A 16859-nucleotide genomic window follows, 5' to 3' on the forward strand; every position below is an offset into this window, starting at 1 on the left:
AACTGCTATTTCCTGGCTACCGGTTGTTCGAGGAACTCGCCCTCGTCGGCATTCGCGGTAGCCCGCCAGCCTGCTTGGTAGCCTCCGACCCCACCGACGGAGAGAGCGGGCGATGGCGGACACGCGGGAACGGCTGCTGGCGGCGGCTGCCTCGGTCTTCGCCGCCCGTGGCTACAACGCGACAGCGGTGCAGGACGTCGCGGAGGCGGTCGGGATCCAGAAGTCCAGTGTGTACAAGCACTTCCGATCAAAGGAGGAGCTGCTCGTCGGCTGCCTCACCCAGGGCCACGCCCTGCGGGAGGAGGTCCTGGACCACGTCGCGGCGCTCGCATCCGGCCCCGAGGACCGGCTCCGTGAGTACGTGCGCCGCTACGTCGTCACGATGCTCGGTCACCGGGAGCTCTCAGCCGTCTTCGCCCGGGAGTGGGTGCACCTCAGCGAGCCACACCGCACCGCCGACCTGGAGCGCAGGCGGATCCGCAGGCACGTCCCGACGGAGTTGGTCCGCGAGGCCGCGCGCGAGGGCGTCGACGCGACGATGGTGGCGACCTATCTGAAGGGCGCCCTGCACTCCACGCTGGACTGGTACCGGGAGGCCGGGCCGGATCCACTGCCAGCATTCGGGAAGCGGCTCGCCGACCTGGGCTGTGCGCTCGTCGCCGGCGCACCGAGCTCGACCGGGCCCGTCCCCGTCGCCGGACCGCGCTCGGACCGGTCTGCCGGCGTCCGCGCGCCGCTGTCCCGACGCGACGCCATCGACGACGCCGCCCTGCGCACCGTCCGCCGCAAGGGCTTCGCCGCGACGACCATCCAGGACGTCGCCGGCGAGGCGGGGGTCCTCAAGGGCAGCATCTACCACTACGTGCAGTCCAAGGACGAACTGCTCATGCGGATCTTCGAGGCCGCCCACCTCGAGCTGACGACGATCGTCGGCACCGTCGCCCAGCTCGACGCCTTGCCGGCGGAGCAACTGTGCGCCCTGGTGCGGCTCCAGGTCGGCTGGTTCCTCGACAACCTCGACCAGGCCGTGGTCCTCTTCCGCGAGTGGCCTTTCCTCACCGGGGCGAACCGCGCGCTGGTCGCGGAGCGCCGGCGGGGGCTCGAACGCTTCGCGGCGAGGCTGTTCGAGCAGGCCTGTGCGGCAGGCGAGATCACCGCGGGCGCGGGAACGGGCGCCACCGTGCGGTTCGCCCTCGGCGCCGCCAATGCGGTGTCGACCTGGTACCGACCCGACGGCCCGTGGCCCGCGGCCCATGTCGCCGCCGCCTACGCCCAGCTGACCAGCGGACTCCTGCACCGCACCTGACCGCCCTGCCGTGACCACCGGAGGAGGAAACGGCGCCGGCCATCCGCCGGTAACGTTCGGTTCACCCTCGCCGGCCCTCCCTGTGGGCGGCACCCGAGCGCGTCGCACGGCGACGGGTGCCCTCACGACGTTTCGCCGGGCTCCACCTCCCAGTTCCGCGCGCACTCGCATCGTTCCCACGCCGCCGCGGCCCTGCGGGGTTGGCCGAACCGCAGTGAGTCGACCTTGGCCACGCCGAGAGCGATGTAGGGCGGGCGAGCCGTGGGAAGCCTGCACGAACGTCCGCCGGCCGTCGCCGACCCCGAACGTCCGTTCCCTCGGTCGCGATCGGGGATGGAGAGGAGACGGGATGTCAGGCCGTCCCGCCCCGGAGTTCGGGGAACTGGTCGTCGCGGTACTCGGTCACCGTGGTCTCCCCCCTGGCCGCCTGCTCCTCGCGCCCGCGCAGGTCCACCCGGCGGATCTTCCCCGAGATCGTCTTGGGCAGCTCGAAGAACTCGATCCGCCGCACCCGCTGGTACGGCGCCAACCCCTCACGCGCGTGCTTGAGGATCTCGAACGCCGTCCGCTCATTCGGTTCGTACCCGGCGGCGAGGGCGATGTAGGCCTTCGGCACCGCCAACCGCACCTCGTCTGGCGCCGGCACGACGGCGGCCTCGGCGACGGCGGGATGCTCGATCAGGACCGACTCGAGCTCGAACGGGGAGATCTTGTAGTCCGACGCCTTGAACACGTCGTCCGTGCGCCCGATGTAGAAGATGTAGCCGTCGGAGTCTCGCGAGGCGACGTCGCCAGTGTGGTAGTAACCCCCCGCCATGGCCTCGGCGTTGCGTTCGGGGTCGCTCTGGTAGCCGGTCATAAGCGACATCGGCCGCCTGGACAGGTCCACGCAGATCTCGCCCTCGTCCGCTGGCTGCCCGGTCAGCGGGTCGACGAGCACGATCGGCACGCCCGGCAACGGCAGCCCCATCGAGCCCGGCTTGACCGGCATACCGGGCACGTTCCCGATCGCCAGCGGGAGCTCGGTCTGTCCGAAGCCGTCTCGAATCGTGAGGCCCCAGGCCTTCTCGACCTGCTCCATGACCTCGGGGTTGAGCGGCTCGCCCGCCGACATCAACTGCCGAAGCTCGCCCGGCCCACCGGACAGATCGGCCTTGATCAGCATCCGCCACACCGTCGGCGGCGCGCAGAACGTGTTCACCCCCGCCCGCCGGATCTGCCCCAGCAGCGCCGCGGCGTCGAACCGCGAGTAGTTGTAGACGAAGATCGTCGCCTCGGCGATCCACGGCGCGAAGAAACACGACCAGGCGTGCTTGGCCCAGCCGGGCGAGGAGATGTTCAAGTGCACGTCACCGGGCCTCGCCGCGACCCAGAACGAGGTGGCCAGGTGCCCCACCGGATACGACACCTGAGTGTGCTCCACCAGCTTCGGCCGCGAGGTGGTGCCGGAGGTGAAGTACAGCAACTGCGGGTCTGACGGCGCGGTTCCCGGATGCTCGGCAGGCGGAACATCGAGGTCGTAGGCCTTCCGGTAGGACACCCACCCGCCGGGCGCGTCGCCGACGACGAACCGCCCGTACTCCCCCGGTACCTCGTCGAACTTCCCGGCGTCGACGGTGTTGACCAGGACGTGCTTCGCCCCACCCCGCTCGATCCGGTCCACCAGCTCGGTCGGGCCCAACGCGGTCGTCGTGGGCAGGATGACTGCCCCCAGCTTCATGACCGCGAGCATCGCCTCCCACAGCTCGACCTGGTTGTTCAACATGATCAACACACGATCCCCACGGCCCACACCGTGCGCGGCGAGGTGCGCCGCGGCCTGGTCCGACCGCCGCGCCATCTCGTCGAAGGAGTACTTCGCCTCCGACCCGTCCTCCTCCACGATCCAGAGGGCCGTGCGGTCCACCCCGCGCCCGACGGCGTCGAACCAGTCGATCGCCCAGTTGAACCGGTCCCCGAGGTCCGGCCACTCGAACTCGGCCACGGCCTTCGCGTAGTCGGCGGACAGGGTCTGGAGCAGGTCGCGAGCGGCGCGGTACCGCTCGGTCGTGGTGGTCACGGAGACGTGTTCCTTTCGGGGAGGGCGGGTCACGCCATGCTGCTGCCGCCGTTGACGCTGATCGTCTGGCCGGTCACGAAGCCCGCCTCGGGTCGGAGGAGGTAGGCGACCGCGCCGGCGACCTCGTCCGGATCCGCGGGTCGCCCCATCGGGATGAGGTCCACAGCATCGCTGACGACAGGTTCCAGCACGGTGGGCAGCTCGCCGGCCTCGATGGCGGCGGCGAGCTCCGGGGTGAGGGTGTAGGACGGGGCGACGGTGTTGACCGAGACGCCGGCGTGCGCGAACTCGCGGGCCAGCCCCACGGCGAGGGCGTGCACCCCGCCCTTGGCGGCGTTGTAGACGGCGTGCGCGGTCAGCCCGTTGCGCACGGACTCGGCGCCGATGTTCACGATCCGCCCGCCCCCCTGCGCCACGAGGTGGGGCAGGAAGGCGAGGCTGGCGCGCAGGGTCGTCCAGAGGTTGTTGTCGATCGTGGCGCGGAGGGTCTCCTCCGTGTGCTCGAGGGTCGGCCGGATGACGCCGCCTCCGGCGTTGTTCACCAGCGCGTAGACACCGCCGAACGTGTCGACCGCGGCGGCCAGCAGGTCGTCGGCCACACCGGGCTCGGCGAGGTTCCCGACGAACGTGACGACGTCCGCGTCGAGCGCGCCGGCGGCACGCTTCGCCTCGTCCTCGCTGAGCGCCCCCACCAGGACGGAGGCGCCGTCGGCGAGCATTCGCCGGGTGATCGCCAGACCGATCCCGGTGGCCCCGCCGGTGACGACGACGGCCCTACCCCCGAGCACCCCGCTCACAGGATGATGGCGACGTCGGACACCTGACGCAGACTGCCCATCCGCAGCGTGCACCGCTTCGACGCGATCTTCAGGTGGCCGTCCACCACGCGGAGCCGGTAGTGGTAGCGGCCCGAGTAGACGGTGTGCCGTTCCCCGCGGAAGCGCCAGACGACGAACTCCGCGACGACGGGCAGCTCGTCCCCGTCGACCGGCCGGACCCGGACGTTGGTCACCTGGTGGCTCGTCGCGGAGTGCGGGTACTCGCGGTGCGCCCGGCGCGAGTTCAGCCGGTCTACCCGGCACGACAGCCGCAGGCGGTTGTCGTCGATCAGGACGAGGTCGCGGCTGGGGTCGCCCTCGGGGGTGTCGTTGCACGGGATCACGTACCGGCAGTCCTCGGTATACATCGTGATCCAGGAGTCGAGGTCCCAGTCGTCGAGGAGCTCGGCCTCGGTGTAGAGGAACTCCTCGACGTCCCCTCTCGTGACGGAAGCAAGGTCGGCGACCTGCGGGCCCACAGCGGGGCGGTCCACCGTGGGGGTGCTCATCGCGCGTCTCCCATCATCTGCTCGTTCCACCGGCGCCAGAACGCGCGCATCTGCTCCTCGTCGTTGGCCTCGGGCTCGCGCGCCATGCCGCGGGAGATGTCGTTGTACTCGGGCCCGTGGCTGTGGAAGCCGGTCTGGCAGGACTCGAGGGCCTCGATGTCGTCCGGCGTCGCGAACCCTCCCGGGCCGAGGAACGTCAGGAAGCTGTCCAGGCGGCGCTGCCGCAGCTGCGGCAGCTCCTGGCTCGGTGCCAGCTCCCAGGCGGTGACCTCCATGCGGTCCGGCGACTGGGGCATGAACGTGCGGACGGTGATCGCCATGATGTCGTTGATCACGAGGTTCGGGTAGATCAGCAGATTGCGGTTGGTGTCCGCCATCCGCGACGCGCGCTCCTCGCCGTGCTTCTCCACGAGGTCGGCCCGTAGCCTGCCGATCTCCTCGCGCGAGTCCTCGCCGAACAGCGGCTCCCACTTCGCCACCGGGCGTCCCCATGGCGCGGCGTACTCCAGCACCGCGTGCCCGTTGCCGAGTGCCTTGGCCGTGCCCTTCACCCCGCCCTGCAGGTCCGTGCCCAGCGCCACCAGGTACTTGAAGTAGGTGTCGTGCGTGGAGACGGCGTGGTAGCCGTCGATGCTGTTCTCGGCCAGCAGCTTCCAGTTCGCGTTGATCGCGTACTCGTTGGTGCCGGAGATGATCTCGGCGTCCTCGGTCGCGTCGATGACGAGGTCGAGGTACTCCTTCGCGTCCGCGAGGTACTCCTCGAGACCGATGATGTCCGGGTCGTAGCTGAGGAAGACGAAGCCGCGGTAGCTCTCCACCCGGGCGACGGACCTGAGGCCGAGCTGGGAGAAGTCCAGCCCGTTGCCGTAGGCGTCCCGGTCCGGGACGCCGACGAGGTCACCGTCCGTGTTGAACGACCAGGCGTGGTAGAAGCACGAGAAGACCTTGGCGGTCCCCCGCTCCTGGCGACACACCATCGCCCCGCGGTGGGTGCAGCTGTTGTGGAACACGTTCACCTGGCCGGAGCGGCCGCGCACCATGAACACCTGGCGATTGCCCACCGGACGCCGTACGAAGTCGCCCTTGTTGCGGATCTCCGACTCGTGGCCGACGTAGAGCCAGCTGTGCCCGAAGACCTTCTCGAGCTCCATCGCGTAGATCTCCGGGCTCGTCATCGTGGAGCGGTGCACCCGGAAACGGTGGCCGGCGCGGTCCTCCTCCACGAGTGGGCCGGACGGCGGCGCCCCGAGCACAGGGTCATTCGTGATCGTCATGAGAGTCTGACTCCTCGACAGCGATGTCCAGGTGCGTCGGTGGCCGACGACGCACGCAACGTAGCAATCCTGCACACATGATTCAAGACGACGAGCGGGGGTCTTCGACCGCTCCGTCCCATCCACCGGAACCTCGCCGGACGAGGCCTGCGCGAGCCTCCGGATCCGTCCAATCTGCAGCTATTATCGGCCAGGTCACCGCCGACCCGACGATGCCGACGACATCGCGCCTGGTCACCGGTTCGCCGGCGGGGAATTGCAGTACCCGGATCGGGCGCAGGACGGACGTGAAGATGCCCGAGAACCTCTCGCGCGCCCAACAGGTGGCCTCGGAGCTGGAGAACGAGCTCCTGGCCGCCCGCACGCCGGTCGGCACGTCCCTCGGCCGCCGGACCGACCTGATGGAACGCTTCGGCATCAGCCCGACGGTCTGCAACGAGACGCTCCGGATCCTGCGGGACCGCGGGCTCGTCACCGTACGCCCCGGGCCCGGCGGCGGCATCTTCGTCGCCAGTGTGCCGCCGCAGGTCCGGCTCGGCGCGCTGGACCTCTGGTTCTCCGGCACCGGGACGGACCCGCTCGACCTGTTCGAGGCCCGGACGCACCTCGAGGACACCTTGACGTCCGTGGCCGTCGACCGCGCAGGACCCCGGGACGTGCGGGACATGGAGTGGGCCCTGGAGGAGATGCGCGCCGCGAACGAGCCGCGCGCCTACCTCGACGCGAACCTCCGGCTGCATCTCGCCATCGCGCGCGCGGCTCGAGTGCCGGTGCTCGCCGGCATGTACGAGGCCCTGGCCGCGATCATCAGCGGCAGCCTCACCCGCGCCGAGCTGCTGCCCGGCCACGAGGAGATGTACGAGCACAACGTCGCCGTGCACGCCGAGATCGTGGCCGCGATCCGGGACGGCAACAGGGAGGCGCTCGAGAAGGCCATGGTCCTGCACCGCCAGGATCTGGTGCGGGCCACGGACCCCTCCCGCTCCCCGGTCCAGAACGACGACGCGGTCGTATTGTCTTGAAACCTGCATACATGTTTCCCTAGCATCGGTGCGCGGCGCCGGCGCCGCACGCCGGAAGCCCGACGGTGGCTCCGGAGACGTCGGCGCGGTACCACGCCACGCCGTCGTCAGGCAGGAGAACCCATGACCGTCACCACCGAACTCGCCCGCGGGCACCGGGTCGCCGTGCGCGGCCTCACGGCCGAGCCGATCGACACCCACTATCTCGATGCGGGCCAGGGCGATCCCGTCGTCCTGCTGCACGGTTCCGGTCCGGGCGTCTCGGCGTGGGCGAACTGGCAGCACACCATCCCGGGGCTGTCCCGCGAGTTCCGCGTGCTCGCCCCGGACACCGTCGGCTACGGCGCGACGTCGCGCCCGGACGACGTCGTCTACTCGCTGCGGACGTGGTCCGACCACATCCTCGGCTTCCTCGACGCACTCGGCCTCGAGCAGGTGTCGCTGGTGGGGAACTCCCTCGGCGGCCGGATGTCGCTCGATCTCGCCGAACGCCACCCCGACCGGATCCGGCGCATGGTGCTCATGGGCTCCCCCGGCGTCGGGATGACCGTGACCGAGGGGTTGAAGGCCCTGCGGTCCTACGACCCGTCGCCGGAGAACATGCGGGCCCTGCTGCTCGACTACTTCGCGGTGGACCCGTCGATCATCACCGACGAGCTCGTCCGGATCCGCTACGAGGCGAGCGTCGAGTCCTGGGACGCGTACCGGGCGATGTTCTTCGACCCGCGACACAAGGGCAACGAGTTGGGCATCACCGAGGAGCAGGTCCGTTCGATCCGGACGCCCTCCCTGCTGGTTCACGGTCGCGAGGACAAGGTCGTGCCGCCCGAGGTCTCGTGGACGATGGTGAACCTGCTGCCGGACGCCGACCTCCACGTCTTCGCCCGCTGCGGCCACTGGACCCAGATCGAGCGGGCCGCCGAGTTCACCGAGCTGGTCGCGGGCTTCCTGCGGCACTACTGACGTCCGCTCCCTGTACTGACGGGACGGGCGGGTGCCCCGGGCTCCCAGCTCCGGCGCACCCGCCCTTCCCCACCCCGCGGCCCGGTTCGGAGTCAGAACCGGATGACGCCGCGGATGTTCTTGCCGGCGTGCATGTCCTCGTAGCCCTGGTTGATCTCGTCGAGCGAGTACTCGGTCGTGATCACCTCGTCGAGCTTGAGGTAGCCGTTCCGGTACAGCTCCAGCAACCGCGGGATGTCCGCCCGAGGGTTCGAGGAGCCGAAGAGCGAACCCTTGACCGTCTTCTCGTACATGGTCAGCTCGAGCAGCGAGATCGGCACGCCCACGTCCGTGGCCTTGCCGAGCGCGGTGACGACGACGGTGCCCGCCTTGCGGGTCGCGGCGAACGCCTGGGCGACGTGCTCGCCGCTGATCACGCCGGTGGTCACGATCGAGACGTCCGCACCCTGGCCGTTGGTGAAGCTCTGGGCGAGCTCCGCCGCCTCCTCGGCGGTGGCGACGGCGTGCGTGGCCCCCAGCTCCTGCGCGTGCTCGCGCTTGAACGCGACCGGGTCCACGACGATGACGTTGGCCGCACCGGCGTGCGCCGCACCCTGGACCGCCATGGTGCCGATGCCACCCACGCCGAGGATGAGGACGGTGTCACCCGGCTTCACGTCGCCGCTGTTCACCGCCGAGCCCCAGCCGGTGCCCGCGGCGCAGCCGAGCAGGCACGCCTTCTCGAGCGGGGTGTCGTCCGCGACCTTGATCGCCGAGTCCACCGAGACGGTGGTGTACTCGGAGAAGGTCGAGATGCCGAGGAACTGCGCGACCGGCGACCCGTCCTCCAGCTTCAATCGGAAGCTCGTCGGATCCTCCCAGCGCGACCCGACCAGGACCGTGGCACCGAGGTCGCACAGGTTCTGGTGACCGCTCGAGCACCAGCGGCACTTGCCGCAAGCCGGCAGGAACGAGAAGACGACCTTGTCGCCCGGGGCGAACCCCGGGGTGTTGGGGCCGACGGACTCGACGATGCCGGCGCCCTCGTGGCCGCCGCACACGGGGTAGACGGCGACCGGGAGATCGCCGGTGACCACGTGGTCGTCGGAGTGGCACAGGCCCGACGCCACCATCTTGATCCGGATCTCGTTCTGGCGCGGGTCGTCGACCTGCACCTCGGTGATCTCGAACTTGCCGGGGGCCTCGCGGATCACCGCGGCGCGACTCGTGATGGGCATGGATTGATCTCCTTGTCGGGGGTCCGTCAGGCCGAGGGGGCCGGCGGCTGGAGGTAGACGGTCTTGACCTGCTGGTAGGAGGCGAGTGCCTCCGGCCCCATCTCGCGGCCGATGCCGCTGGCCTTGACCCCGCCGAACGGTGCGTTCGGCTCGTTGACGTAGCTGTTGATCCCGATCGTGCCCGTCCGCACGCGGCGGGCGACCTTCTCACCCCGCTCCGGGTCGGCGGTCCAGACCGAACCGCCCAGACCGAAGTCGCTGGCGTTGGCCAGCGCGACGGCCTCGTCCTCGTCGCCGTAGGGGATCACCGACAGCACCGGCCCGAAGATCTCCTCCTGGGCGATGGTGTGGTTGTTGTCGACGTCCGCGAACACGGTCGGCTGCACGAACCAGCCCTTGTCGCGGTCCGGACGGCCGCCGCCGACGGTCAGCCGGGCGCCCTCGGCCGAGCCCTTCGCAATGTAGGACTCGACGCGGTCGCGCTGGCGGGAGGAGACGAGCGGGCCGATCTGCGTGGTCGACTCGAGCGGGTCGCCGATGGTCAGCGCGCCCGCCAGCCCACTGATGGTGTCGACGACCTCCTGGTAGCGCGAACGCGGGGCCAGCACCCGGGTGGACAGCCAGCAGATCTGGCCGTTGTTGAGCAGGGTCGTGGCGAAGAAGCTCTCGATCGTCGAGGCCAGGTTCGCGTCGTCGAGCACGATCGCCGCGGACTTGCCGCCCAGCTCGAGCGTGACCGGGCGCAGCAGCCGGCCGCAGGTCTCGGCGATGCTGCGGCCCGCGGCGGTGGAACCGGTGAACGACACCTTGTCCACGCCCGGGTGCTCCACCAGGTAGGCGCCGACCTCGCGGCCCGCGGGCACCACGTTGAGCACGCCCGGGGGCAGCTCGGCCTCGATGGCGGCCTCGGCCATGAGCTGGGCGTCGAGCACGGTCTCGGGGGCCGGCTTCAGCACGACCGTGTTGCCGGCGGCGAGCGCCGGGGCCAGCTTAAGGAAGGTGATCGCCTGCGGGACGTTCCACGGCACGATCGCCGCCACGACCCCGAGTGGTTCCTTGATGACCCGCGACCCGCCGGCAACGACGCCGGGGCGGGTCTCCTCCTGCGGGGCCTCGGCCATCATGCCCGCGTAGAAGCGGAGCAGCAGGGCCGGGATCCCGGCCTCGAACTGCTGGGCGAGCCAGATCGGCATGCCGTTCTGCAGGGTCACACGGCGGGCGGTCTCCTCGCCCCGCTTCTCCAGCGCCTGGGCGAAGCGCTCCAGCGCCTGCTGCCGGCGGGCCGGCTCCCAGGTCCCCCAGCCGTCCGGGGCGTCGAAGGCGCGCCGGGCGGCGGCCACGGCGTCGTCGACGTCGCGCTCCGCGGCTTCGGGAACGCTGCCGATGAGCTCCTCGGTGGTCGCCGAATGGACGGCGATGGTGGCGGAGCTGGACGGGTCCGCCCAGCCGCCGTCGATGTACAGCTGGGTGTAGTCGATCGTCACGTCGACCGGTTCCTCTCTCGATGGGCCAGGGGTGGGTTCAGCCGTTGGAGTCGGGGACGCTGACCCGCGCCCCCTCGCAGTCGGCCGTCACGATCAGCTGGCACGACAGCCGGGACCGGTCGCAGACGTCCTCCGCGTACTCCAGGAGCTCCTTCTCCTCGTCCGTGACCTCGCCGAACAGCGCCGCGAACTCCTCGTCGACGTGCACGTGGCAGGTCGCGCAGGAGCAGCTGCCGCCGCACTCGGCGACGATCCCCGGCAGGTTGTTGCGGACGGACCCGTCCATCACGCTCTGGCCGACGGGGACGTCGACGACGTGGTTACTACCGTCCGGGACGACGTAGGTGATCTTGGGCATGGGTGCTCCGGTGTGTTTCGGACGACGGGTGTCGTCGCCTCGGGGTGGGGGGTGGTGCGTCGGGCCGTGCTCGGGCCCGTGTCGGGCCTCGGTCAGACGACGGCGTCGCGGGGCTGGGAGCCCGGGTCGGCGAGCCGCTCCGGGTCGACCCGCGTGCCTGCCGAGATCCACTTCTTGCCCGCCATGAACTCGGGCGCGGCGTTGGCCGACTCGACGGCCACGGGCACGCCGTCGACGAGGTGGAACAGGGCGAACCGACCGGTCGAGGAATCGCCGCGGAGCACCGTCTGCTGCCCTGGCGCCACGATGCCGGCGATCTTGAGCTTGAGGTCGAACTGGTCCGACCAGAACCATGGCACCTCGGGGGCGGGCTGCGCGGTGCCGTGGATGGTGGCTACGGCCTGCTTCGCCTGCTCGGTCGCGCTCGGGATGCTCTCCAGCCGCCGGCGGCCGGGCAGTCCGGCGATCGGGCGGACGGTCACGTCGCCGATCGCGAGGATCCCGTCGACGTCGGTCCGTGCCGTCTCGTCGACGACGATGCCGCCGCCCTCGCACCCGATCCCGGCCTCCTCGGCGAGCGAGGCGTTGGGGATCGCGCCGACCCCGACCAGGACCGCGTCGGCGTCGAGCGTCGAGCCGTCGGCCAGGACGACCTGCCGCACCTGGCCCGCGTCCCCCTCGATCCCGACGACCTGAGCGCCGGTCCGGATCTCGGTTCCCGCGGCGCCGTGCCGCTCCGCCATGATCGCCGACAGTTCGGGGCTGGCGACCCGAGCGAGCAACCGATCCTCCCGCTCGAGCACCGTCGCGGCCGAACCGCGCGAGCGGACGACCGCGGCGACCTCGAGCCCGATGTAGCCGCCGCCGACCACGACCAGCCTGCGCTCCTCGTCCAGCCACTTCCGCAGCACGCGGGCGTCACCGAGGGTGCGCAGCGCGCCGACCCCGGACAGGTCCGCGCCGGGAACCGGCAGCGGGCGGGGCCGGGCACCGGTGGCGAGGACCAGGACGTCGTAGTCGACCGTGTCGCCGCCCTGCAGCGTGAGCACGCGGGCCGCGACGTCGATCGCTGTCGCCCGCTCCCCGAGCCGAACCGTCACGCCCTGCTCGGCATAGAACTCGACGGGGCGGATCCACTGCTCGAGCTCGCCCTCGGCGAACTTCTTCGACAGCGGAGGTCGCTGGTACGGGTGGTCCAGCTCGTCCCCGACGAGCACGATCTCGCCGGTGTGACCGGCCTGCCGGAGCAGACCGACGAGGGTGGCGGCGGCGTGACCGGCGCCGACCACCACCACTCGTGCGGCCAGTCCGGCGGGCTCGGTGCTCACGCCAGGTCCAGCCGAACCGGCAGGTTCTTCAGCCCACCGACGAAGTTGGTCTGCACGACCTTGCGCTCGCCCACGACCTCGATGGAGCGCAGCCGCGGGAGCAACTCCTCGAACATGATCCGCAGCTCCTGCTTCGCGAGGTGCTGGCCGAGGCACATGTGTGCGCCGTAGCCGAAGGAGATCTGCTTGTTCGGCTTGCGGGCGAAGTCGAACGAGTTCGGGTCGACGAAGACGTCCTCGTCGCGGTTGCCGGACTGGTAGAGCAGCATGAACCGGTCGCCCTTACGGATCTGGCGGCCGTCGAGCACGTAGTCCTGCTCCGCGCGGCGCATGAAGTGCTTCACCGGAGAGGCCCAGCGCAGGCCCTCGTTGACCAGGTCCGAGATCCGCGAGGGGTCCGCCTGCAGCGCCTTCAGCTGCTCGGGGTTGTGCGCCAGGCCCTCGAGGGTCCCCGCGAGGGTCGACGAGGTGGTGTCGTGGCCGGCAGTGGCGATGGTGATGAACCAGCCGTAGGCCTTGGTCTTGTCGAACAGGGTCCCGTCCTGCTTGCGCCCGTTCGCGATGATCGTCGCGAGGTCGTCCCGCGGCTCGGCCCGGCGGGCCTCGACCAGGGCGTCGAAGTAGGCGTTGAAGTCCGCGATCGCGGCGGCCCACTGCTGAGCGGCGGCCTCGGGCGAGAGCGGCTCCACGTCCGCCCGGGCGGTGTCCGGGTCCGCGGTGCCGAAGAACTCCTGGGTCAGGACCATCATGCGCGGCTCGTCCTCCTCGGGGACACCGAAGAGACTCATGATCACGTGCAGCGGGAAGAACAGCGAGAAGTCCTTGACCAGGTCGATCTCGTTCACACCCGGCTTCAGGTACTTGTCGATCGCCTCGCGGGCGAGCTGCCGGATCGTGTCCTCCCACTTCTTGAGGTTCGCCGGCCGGAACCAGTCGTTCGCGACGTCCTTGATCTCGGTGTGCTCAGGCGGATCGATGTAGGGCAGGGCCTCGAGCACGCGGAGGCTGCCGCCGGTCAGGCTCTTGGTGAACGCGTCGCCGGCCTGGTTGGTGAGGATCGGGTTGTGGCTACCCGGCTCGTCGCCGCCGCCGTTGGAGAAGATCGCCGGCTGCCGCTCGATCTCCATGATGTGGGCGTGCTTCGAGACCAGCCACAGCGGGTCGTAGCCCTCGACCTCGACCTTCGCCAGCGGGTTGTGGTTCCGCAGCCAGGCGTAGGCCTCGAACAGCTTCACCTCGTCGCGGTGCCCCTCGGGCAGCACGATCTGACGGGCGATCTCGTCCGGGACGGTCTGCGCGGGCGCAGCGGTCTGCTCGGTGGTGGTCACGAAGTCCTCCGGGGAGGTCCGGGCCGGGCGCTGGGCCCGAACACATGCGTCGTTGCTGGTCGAGCACATGCTGTCGGCGCTCCGTGTGGTGCACATCGCTCCCAGGGAGAAGTTCCATCCTCCACACGGCTACTCGTCCGCTCGCGTGGCCGACGGGACGATGCTGAAACTTCGGCAATCGGAGTACCATGATTGTGGTCTGACCGTTACCGCTCGGCCTGCGGTTCGTTGGAGGGATGTTGCACGCAGAGCTGCGCCTCGCGGACCGATCGCAGGCGTGGCGCTCGGATCCTGCCCCCGGTTCCGGCGACGTGGCCGTGGGCACCGTGCTCAACGAGGAGACACGATGGTTGTGACCGCTCCCGACCACCCGGACGCCCCACACACGGCGCAGGCGTTTCGTCCGGTCGGCTGTCTGAGCGACGAGCTCCGCCGCGCCCGCGCCGCACTCGAGCTGGCGGACGCCCTCGCAGGGTGCCATCTCGCGCCCGGACCGACCACCGGCGCGGGCCCCCGCGCCACCGAGGCGGCGTTGGACGCGGCTCAGCTCGCGATCGTCGACCGGCTGGCCGACCCGACTCTCGCCCAGACCGACCGGAGCAGGCTGTCCGCAGTCCTGATCCAGATCTGCCAGTGCCGGACCGCGATCCGCGAGGCCGAGACGGCACGGCGGACCCAGGCGCTGCCTTCGGTCGGCGCCGTCATGGACCGGCTGCGCTCGGCCACCAGCATCACTGCGTTGCTGGAGCGGGCGCCGAGCGAGGTCGCCCGCGTCGGCTACGACCGCTGCCTGGTCTCCCGCGTCGACGACGGCCAGTGGATCGCCCGCTCGGCCTATGTGAAGGACGACGCCGAGTTCGCCCAGGTGATGGTCGCGGCCGGCAGTGCCACGCCGAAGAGGATCGACCGGTCGCTCCTGGAGTCCGAGCTGGTGCGCAAGCGCAAGCCGATGCTCGTCACCGACCCGCAGCGCAATCCTCGGGTCCACCGGGAGCTGATCACGGTGACGGGGACGACCGCGTACGTGGCGGCGCCCATCGTCGTCGGACGCACGGTGGTCGCGTTCGTGCACGCCGACGAGAGCTGCTACAGCGGGACGGTGGACGAGTTCGACCGTGAGGTCCTGGGCGTCGTCACCGAGTGCATCGGCTTCGCGGCCGAGCGGGCTGCCTACCACGAGCGACTGCAGCGGATCCGCACGACCTTGTCGGACAGCGCCGCCGGGATCATCGACATGGTCGACGAGATGGTGGAGAGCGACCTGCAGCAGCGGCCAGCCGTGTCGACGGCACCGACGCCCGACATCCCCCGGACGGCACCCGCCGTCCCGTCCGCCCGCCGGGCGGCGCTGTCGGGTCTCACCTCCCGCGAGCTGGAGGTCCTCGAGCGGATGGCGGACGGCGACTCCAACGCGCGGATCGCCTCGGCGCTGTTCATCACCGAGGCGACCGTGAAGGCGCACGTCAAGCACATCTTCCGCAAGCTCGCCGTCGCGAACCGGGCGGAGGCGGTCAGCCGCTATCTGCGTGCCTCCTAATTCCCGGGGGTCACGGCCACAGGAAGGCCGTGACCCCCGCGACGACCACCACCGCGCCCGCCAGGACGCACGTGATCCCGCCCCGACGGATCACGCGCTCCCGGCGGGCGCGTTCGTCGTCCGGGAGCGTCTGCGGCACGACGCCCGCGGCGCCGGACCGCCCCCAGCATCCGAGGAGGGCGAGACCGACGCCGAGGACCAGCTGGGCGACCAGCGCGACGGTCATCCCGCGGGTGTCGCGGTCGGCGCCTCGGGCAGCCCGTCCGGGTCCGCGGGCAGGTAGTCGTCGGCGTAGCGCACGGCGGCGTCGGCCAGCCGCGCGCCGAGGAAGGAGCGCCAGGCGTCGTTGCGCCGCTCGGCCTGCAGCTGCGCCTTGAGCGGCTCGCGGACCGCGGCCGGGTCGGCCGGGGCACCGGGCTGGATCGCCGTGACGACGCCGACGTTCCAGCCATGGGTGGTCTGCACCGGACCGAAGACCCCGCCCTGTGGCGCGGCGAATGCGGCGTCGGCGAAGCCCTGTTCGAGCTGCGCGGCCGCCAGGGTGCCGATCGCGCCGCCCTGTGCCTTCGTGGCCTGGTCCGCGCTGCTCGCCCGGGCGACGTCCGCGAACGGGGCGCCGCCGTCGATCTGGGCCTTGAGCCGCGTCGCGGTCGCCTCGTCCGGCACCACGATGTTGGACAGCGTGCGGCGCTCCGGGGTCGCGAGGGCGTCCTTGCGCTCGACGAACGCCGCGTCCACGTCCGCGTCGGTGACGGCCGGGACGTCCTTCGTGACCTGGTCGAAGAGCCGGCTCGCCGCCATCTGCCGGGCGAGCTCGCGGTCCACCGCCTGCTCGGACGTGCCCGCGTCCCCCAGCGCCGCGACGAACTTCGACCGGGAGTCGGCGCCGTCGCCGAAGTACTGCGAGATGTAGCGGGCGAGGAAGTCCTGGACCTGCTTGTCCGGTACGACGACGTGCTGCTCGGCGGCCGCCGCGTCCACGACCCGGCCGATGGCCGAGGCCTTCGCCATGTCGCGGCGGAACCGGTCGTAGCCCCCTGGGTCGGCGGTGCGGTCCGGCACCTGCATGCCGTAGAGGGCGCTGAGGGTCTGCACCTCCTGGTCCAGGTCGGCGACGGTGACGTCCTGGCCGGCCACCCGGAACGCCACACCGTCGGGCAGTCGGGTCGTCCACCACCAGACTCCGCCGCCGGCACCCGCCAGCAGCACGACCGCCAGCACGGCGGCCAGCACGATCCGACCCCGGCGCGTCGCAGGGGGCCGCAGCGCGCGGACCCGGGCGGTCAGGGCCGCCGCCCGACCGCCGAGCCCGGTCGCCTGTGCGGCCTCGGATCCGGCGTCGGACTTGCCAGTGGCGGCGGGCTCGGCGTCGGCGGGCTCGGCGTCGGCGGCGCAGGCGGACTCCGCGGCGGGCTCGCCGTCCGTCTCGGGCTCGGTCTCAGCGGTGGACTCCGCCTCGACGGCGGCCTCGGCCTCGGTGTCCGCGGCGGACTCAGCGGGCTCAGCGGGCTCGACGGGCTCGACGGGCTCGACGGGCGCGACGGGCGTGGACGAGGTGGGAGTGGTCTCGTCCACCATCCCGTCGACCGGCCCGTCGACGACACCGTCGAACATGTCGGCGGTGGTGGTCTGGTTCCGGCTCAGGCTGGTGTTCAC

The 16859-nt window shown here is 71.0% G+C and carries 15 protein-coding genes; 4 read left to right on the plus strand and 11 right to left on the minus strand.

The window, feature by feature from the left end; all coding sequences use genetic code 11:
* Window positions 1-112: 112 nt before the first annotated feature.
* Window positions 113-1306 (plus strand): TetR/AcrR family transcriptional regulator, encoded by a 1194-nt coding sequence (locus ACQP04_RS25865; protein WP_433503164.1) that lies wholly within the window; start codon window positions 113-115, stop codon window positions 1304-1306.
* Between the two features lie 352 nt (window positions 1307-1658).
* On the opposite strand, the gene ACQP04_RS25870 is transcribed toward ACQP04_RS25865, so the two are convergent.
* From ACQP04_RS25870 to ACQP04_RS25885, 4 genes are read right to left on the minus strand one after another with little or no spacing between them, the layout of a single operon-like run.
* Window positions 1659-3365: an AMP-binding protein gene (locus tag ACQP04_RS25870; RefSeq protein ID WP_433503165.1), complete on the minus strand. Its 1707-nt coding sequence runs from the start codon at window positions 3363-3365 to the stop codon at window positions 1659-1661.
* A gap of 29 nt (window positions 3366-3394) precedes the next feature.
* Window positions 3395-4153 carry an SDR family NAD(P)-dependent oxidoreductase gene (locus ACQP04_RS25875; RefSeq protein ID WP_433503166.1) on the minus strand — a complete coding sequence of 253 codons (759 nt, stop codon included), beginning with the start codon at window positions 4151-4153 and terminating at the stop codon, window positions 3395-3397.
* Window positions 4154-4158: 5 nt separating this feature from the next.
* A complete protein-coding gene (locus ACQP04_RS25880; protein ID WP_433503167.1) occupies window positions 4159-4692 on the minus strand; it encodes an aromatic-ring-hydroxylating dioxygenase subunit beta in 534 nt (177 codons plus the stop codon).
* Window positions 4689-5966 (minus strand): aromatic ring-hydroxylating oxygenase subunit alpha, encoded by a 1278-nt coding sequence (locus ACQP04_RS25885; protein ID WP_433503168.1) that lies wholly within the window; start codon window positions 5964-5966, stop codon window positions 4689-4691. Before ACQP04_RS25885 ends, ACQP04_RS25880 begins: the two co-directional genes overlap by 4 nt.
* Before the next feature lie 293 nt (window positions 5967-6259).
* Between ACQP04_RS25885 and ACQP04_RS25890 the strand changes: the two genes are divergently transcribed.
* Both ACQP04_RS25890 and ACQP04_RS25895 read left to right on the plus strand, forming a co-directional pair.
* Complete coding sequence (locus ACQP04_RS25890) at window positions 6260-6988, plus strand: FadR/GntR family transcriptional regulator (protein WP_433508436.1); 729 nt, start codon at window positions 6260-6262, stop codon at window positions 6986-6988.
* Window positions 6989-7111: 123 nt separating this feature from the next.
* Entirely contained in the window at window positions 7112-7951 is an 840-nt protein-coding gene (locus tag ACQP04_RS25895; RefSeq protein WP_433503169.1) for an alpha/beta fold hydrolase, read from the plus strand.
* Window positions 7952-8043: 92 nt separating this feature from the next.
* Here the strand turns inward: ACQP04_RS25895 and ACQP04_RS25900 are convergent, their stop codons facing one another.
* From ACQP04_RS25900 to ACQP04_RS25920, 5 genes are all read right to left on the minus strand, one after another.
* A complete protein-coding gene (locus ACQP04_RS25900) occupies window positions 8044-9168 on the minus strand; it encodes an NDMA-dependent alcohol dehydrogenase (RefSeq protein ID WP_433503170.1) in 1125 nt (374 codons plus the stop codon).
* A 26-nt stretch (window positions 9169-9194) separates the two neighbouring features.
* Window positions 9195-10652, minus strand: coding sequence for an aldehyde dehydrogenase (locus ACQP04_RS25905; RefSeq protein ID WP_433503171.1), 1458 nt, complete (start codon window positions 10650-10652; stop codon window positions 9195-9197).
* A gap of 37 nt (window positions 10653-10689) precedes the next feature.
* Entirely contained in the window at window positions 10690-11010 is a 321-nt protein-coding gene (locus ACQP04_RS25910; protein WP_433503172.1) for a 2Fe-2S iron-sulfur cluster-binding protein, read from the minus strand.
* Between the two features lie 92 nt (window positions 11011-11102).
* The gene (locus ACQP04_RS25915; protein ID WP_433503173.1) at window positions 11103-12338 is read right to left on the minus strand and encodes an NAD(P)/FAD-dependent oxidoreductase; all 1236 of its coding nucleotides are present in this window, start codon (window positions 12336-12338) and stop codon (window positions 11103-11105) included.
* Complete coding sequence (locus ACQP04_RS25920) at window positions 12335-13666, minus strand: cytochrome P450 (RefSeq protein WP_433503174.1); 1332 nt, start codon at window positions 13664-13666, stop codon at window positions 12335-12337. The genes ACQP04_RS25915 and ACQP04_RS25920 overlap by 4 nt, the downstream gene beginning before the upstream one ends.
* A gap of 346 nt (window positions 13667-14012) precedes the next feature.
* Between ACQP04_RS25920 and ACQP04_RS25925 the strand changes: the two genes are divergently transcribed.
* Complete coding sequence (locus ACQP04_RS25925) at window positions 14013-15203, plus strand: LuxR C-terminal-related transcriptional regulator (protein WP_433503175.1); 1191 nt, start codon at window positions 14013-14015, stop codon at window positions 15201-15203.
* Between the two features lie 10 nt (window positions 15204-15213).
* On the opposite strand, the gene ACQP04_RS25930 is transcribed toward ACQP04_RS25925, so the two are convergent.
* Entirely contained in the window at window positions 15214-15429 is a 216-nt protein-coding gene (locus ACQP04_RS25930; protein ID WP_433503176.1) for a hypothetical protein, read from the minus strand.
* Complete coding sequence (locus ACQP04_RS25935) at window positions 15426-16859, minus strand: peptidyl-prolyl cis-trans isomerase (RefSeq protein WP_433503177.1); 1434 nt, start codon at window positions 16857-16859, stop codon at window positions 15426-15428. The genes ACQP04_RS25930 and ACQP04_RS25935 overlap by 4 nt, the downstream gene beginning before the upstream one ends.

The organism is Pseudonocardia halophobica, from assembly GCF_050948485.1.
In the GTDB taxonomy this organism is placed as follows: domain Bacteria; phylum Actinomycetota; class Actinomycetes; order Mycobacteriales; family Pseudonocardiaceae; genus Pseudonocardia; species Pseudonocardia halophobica.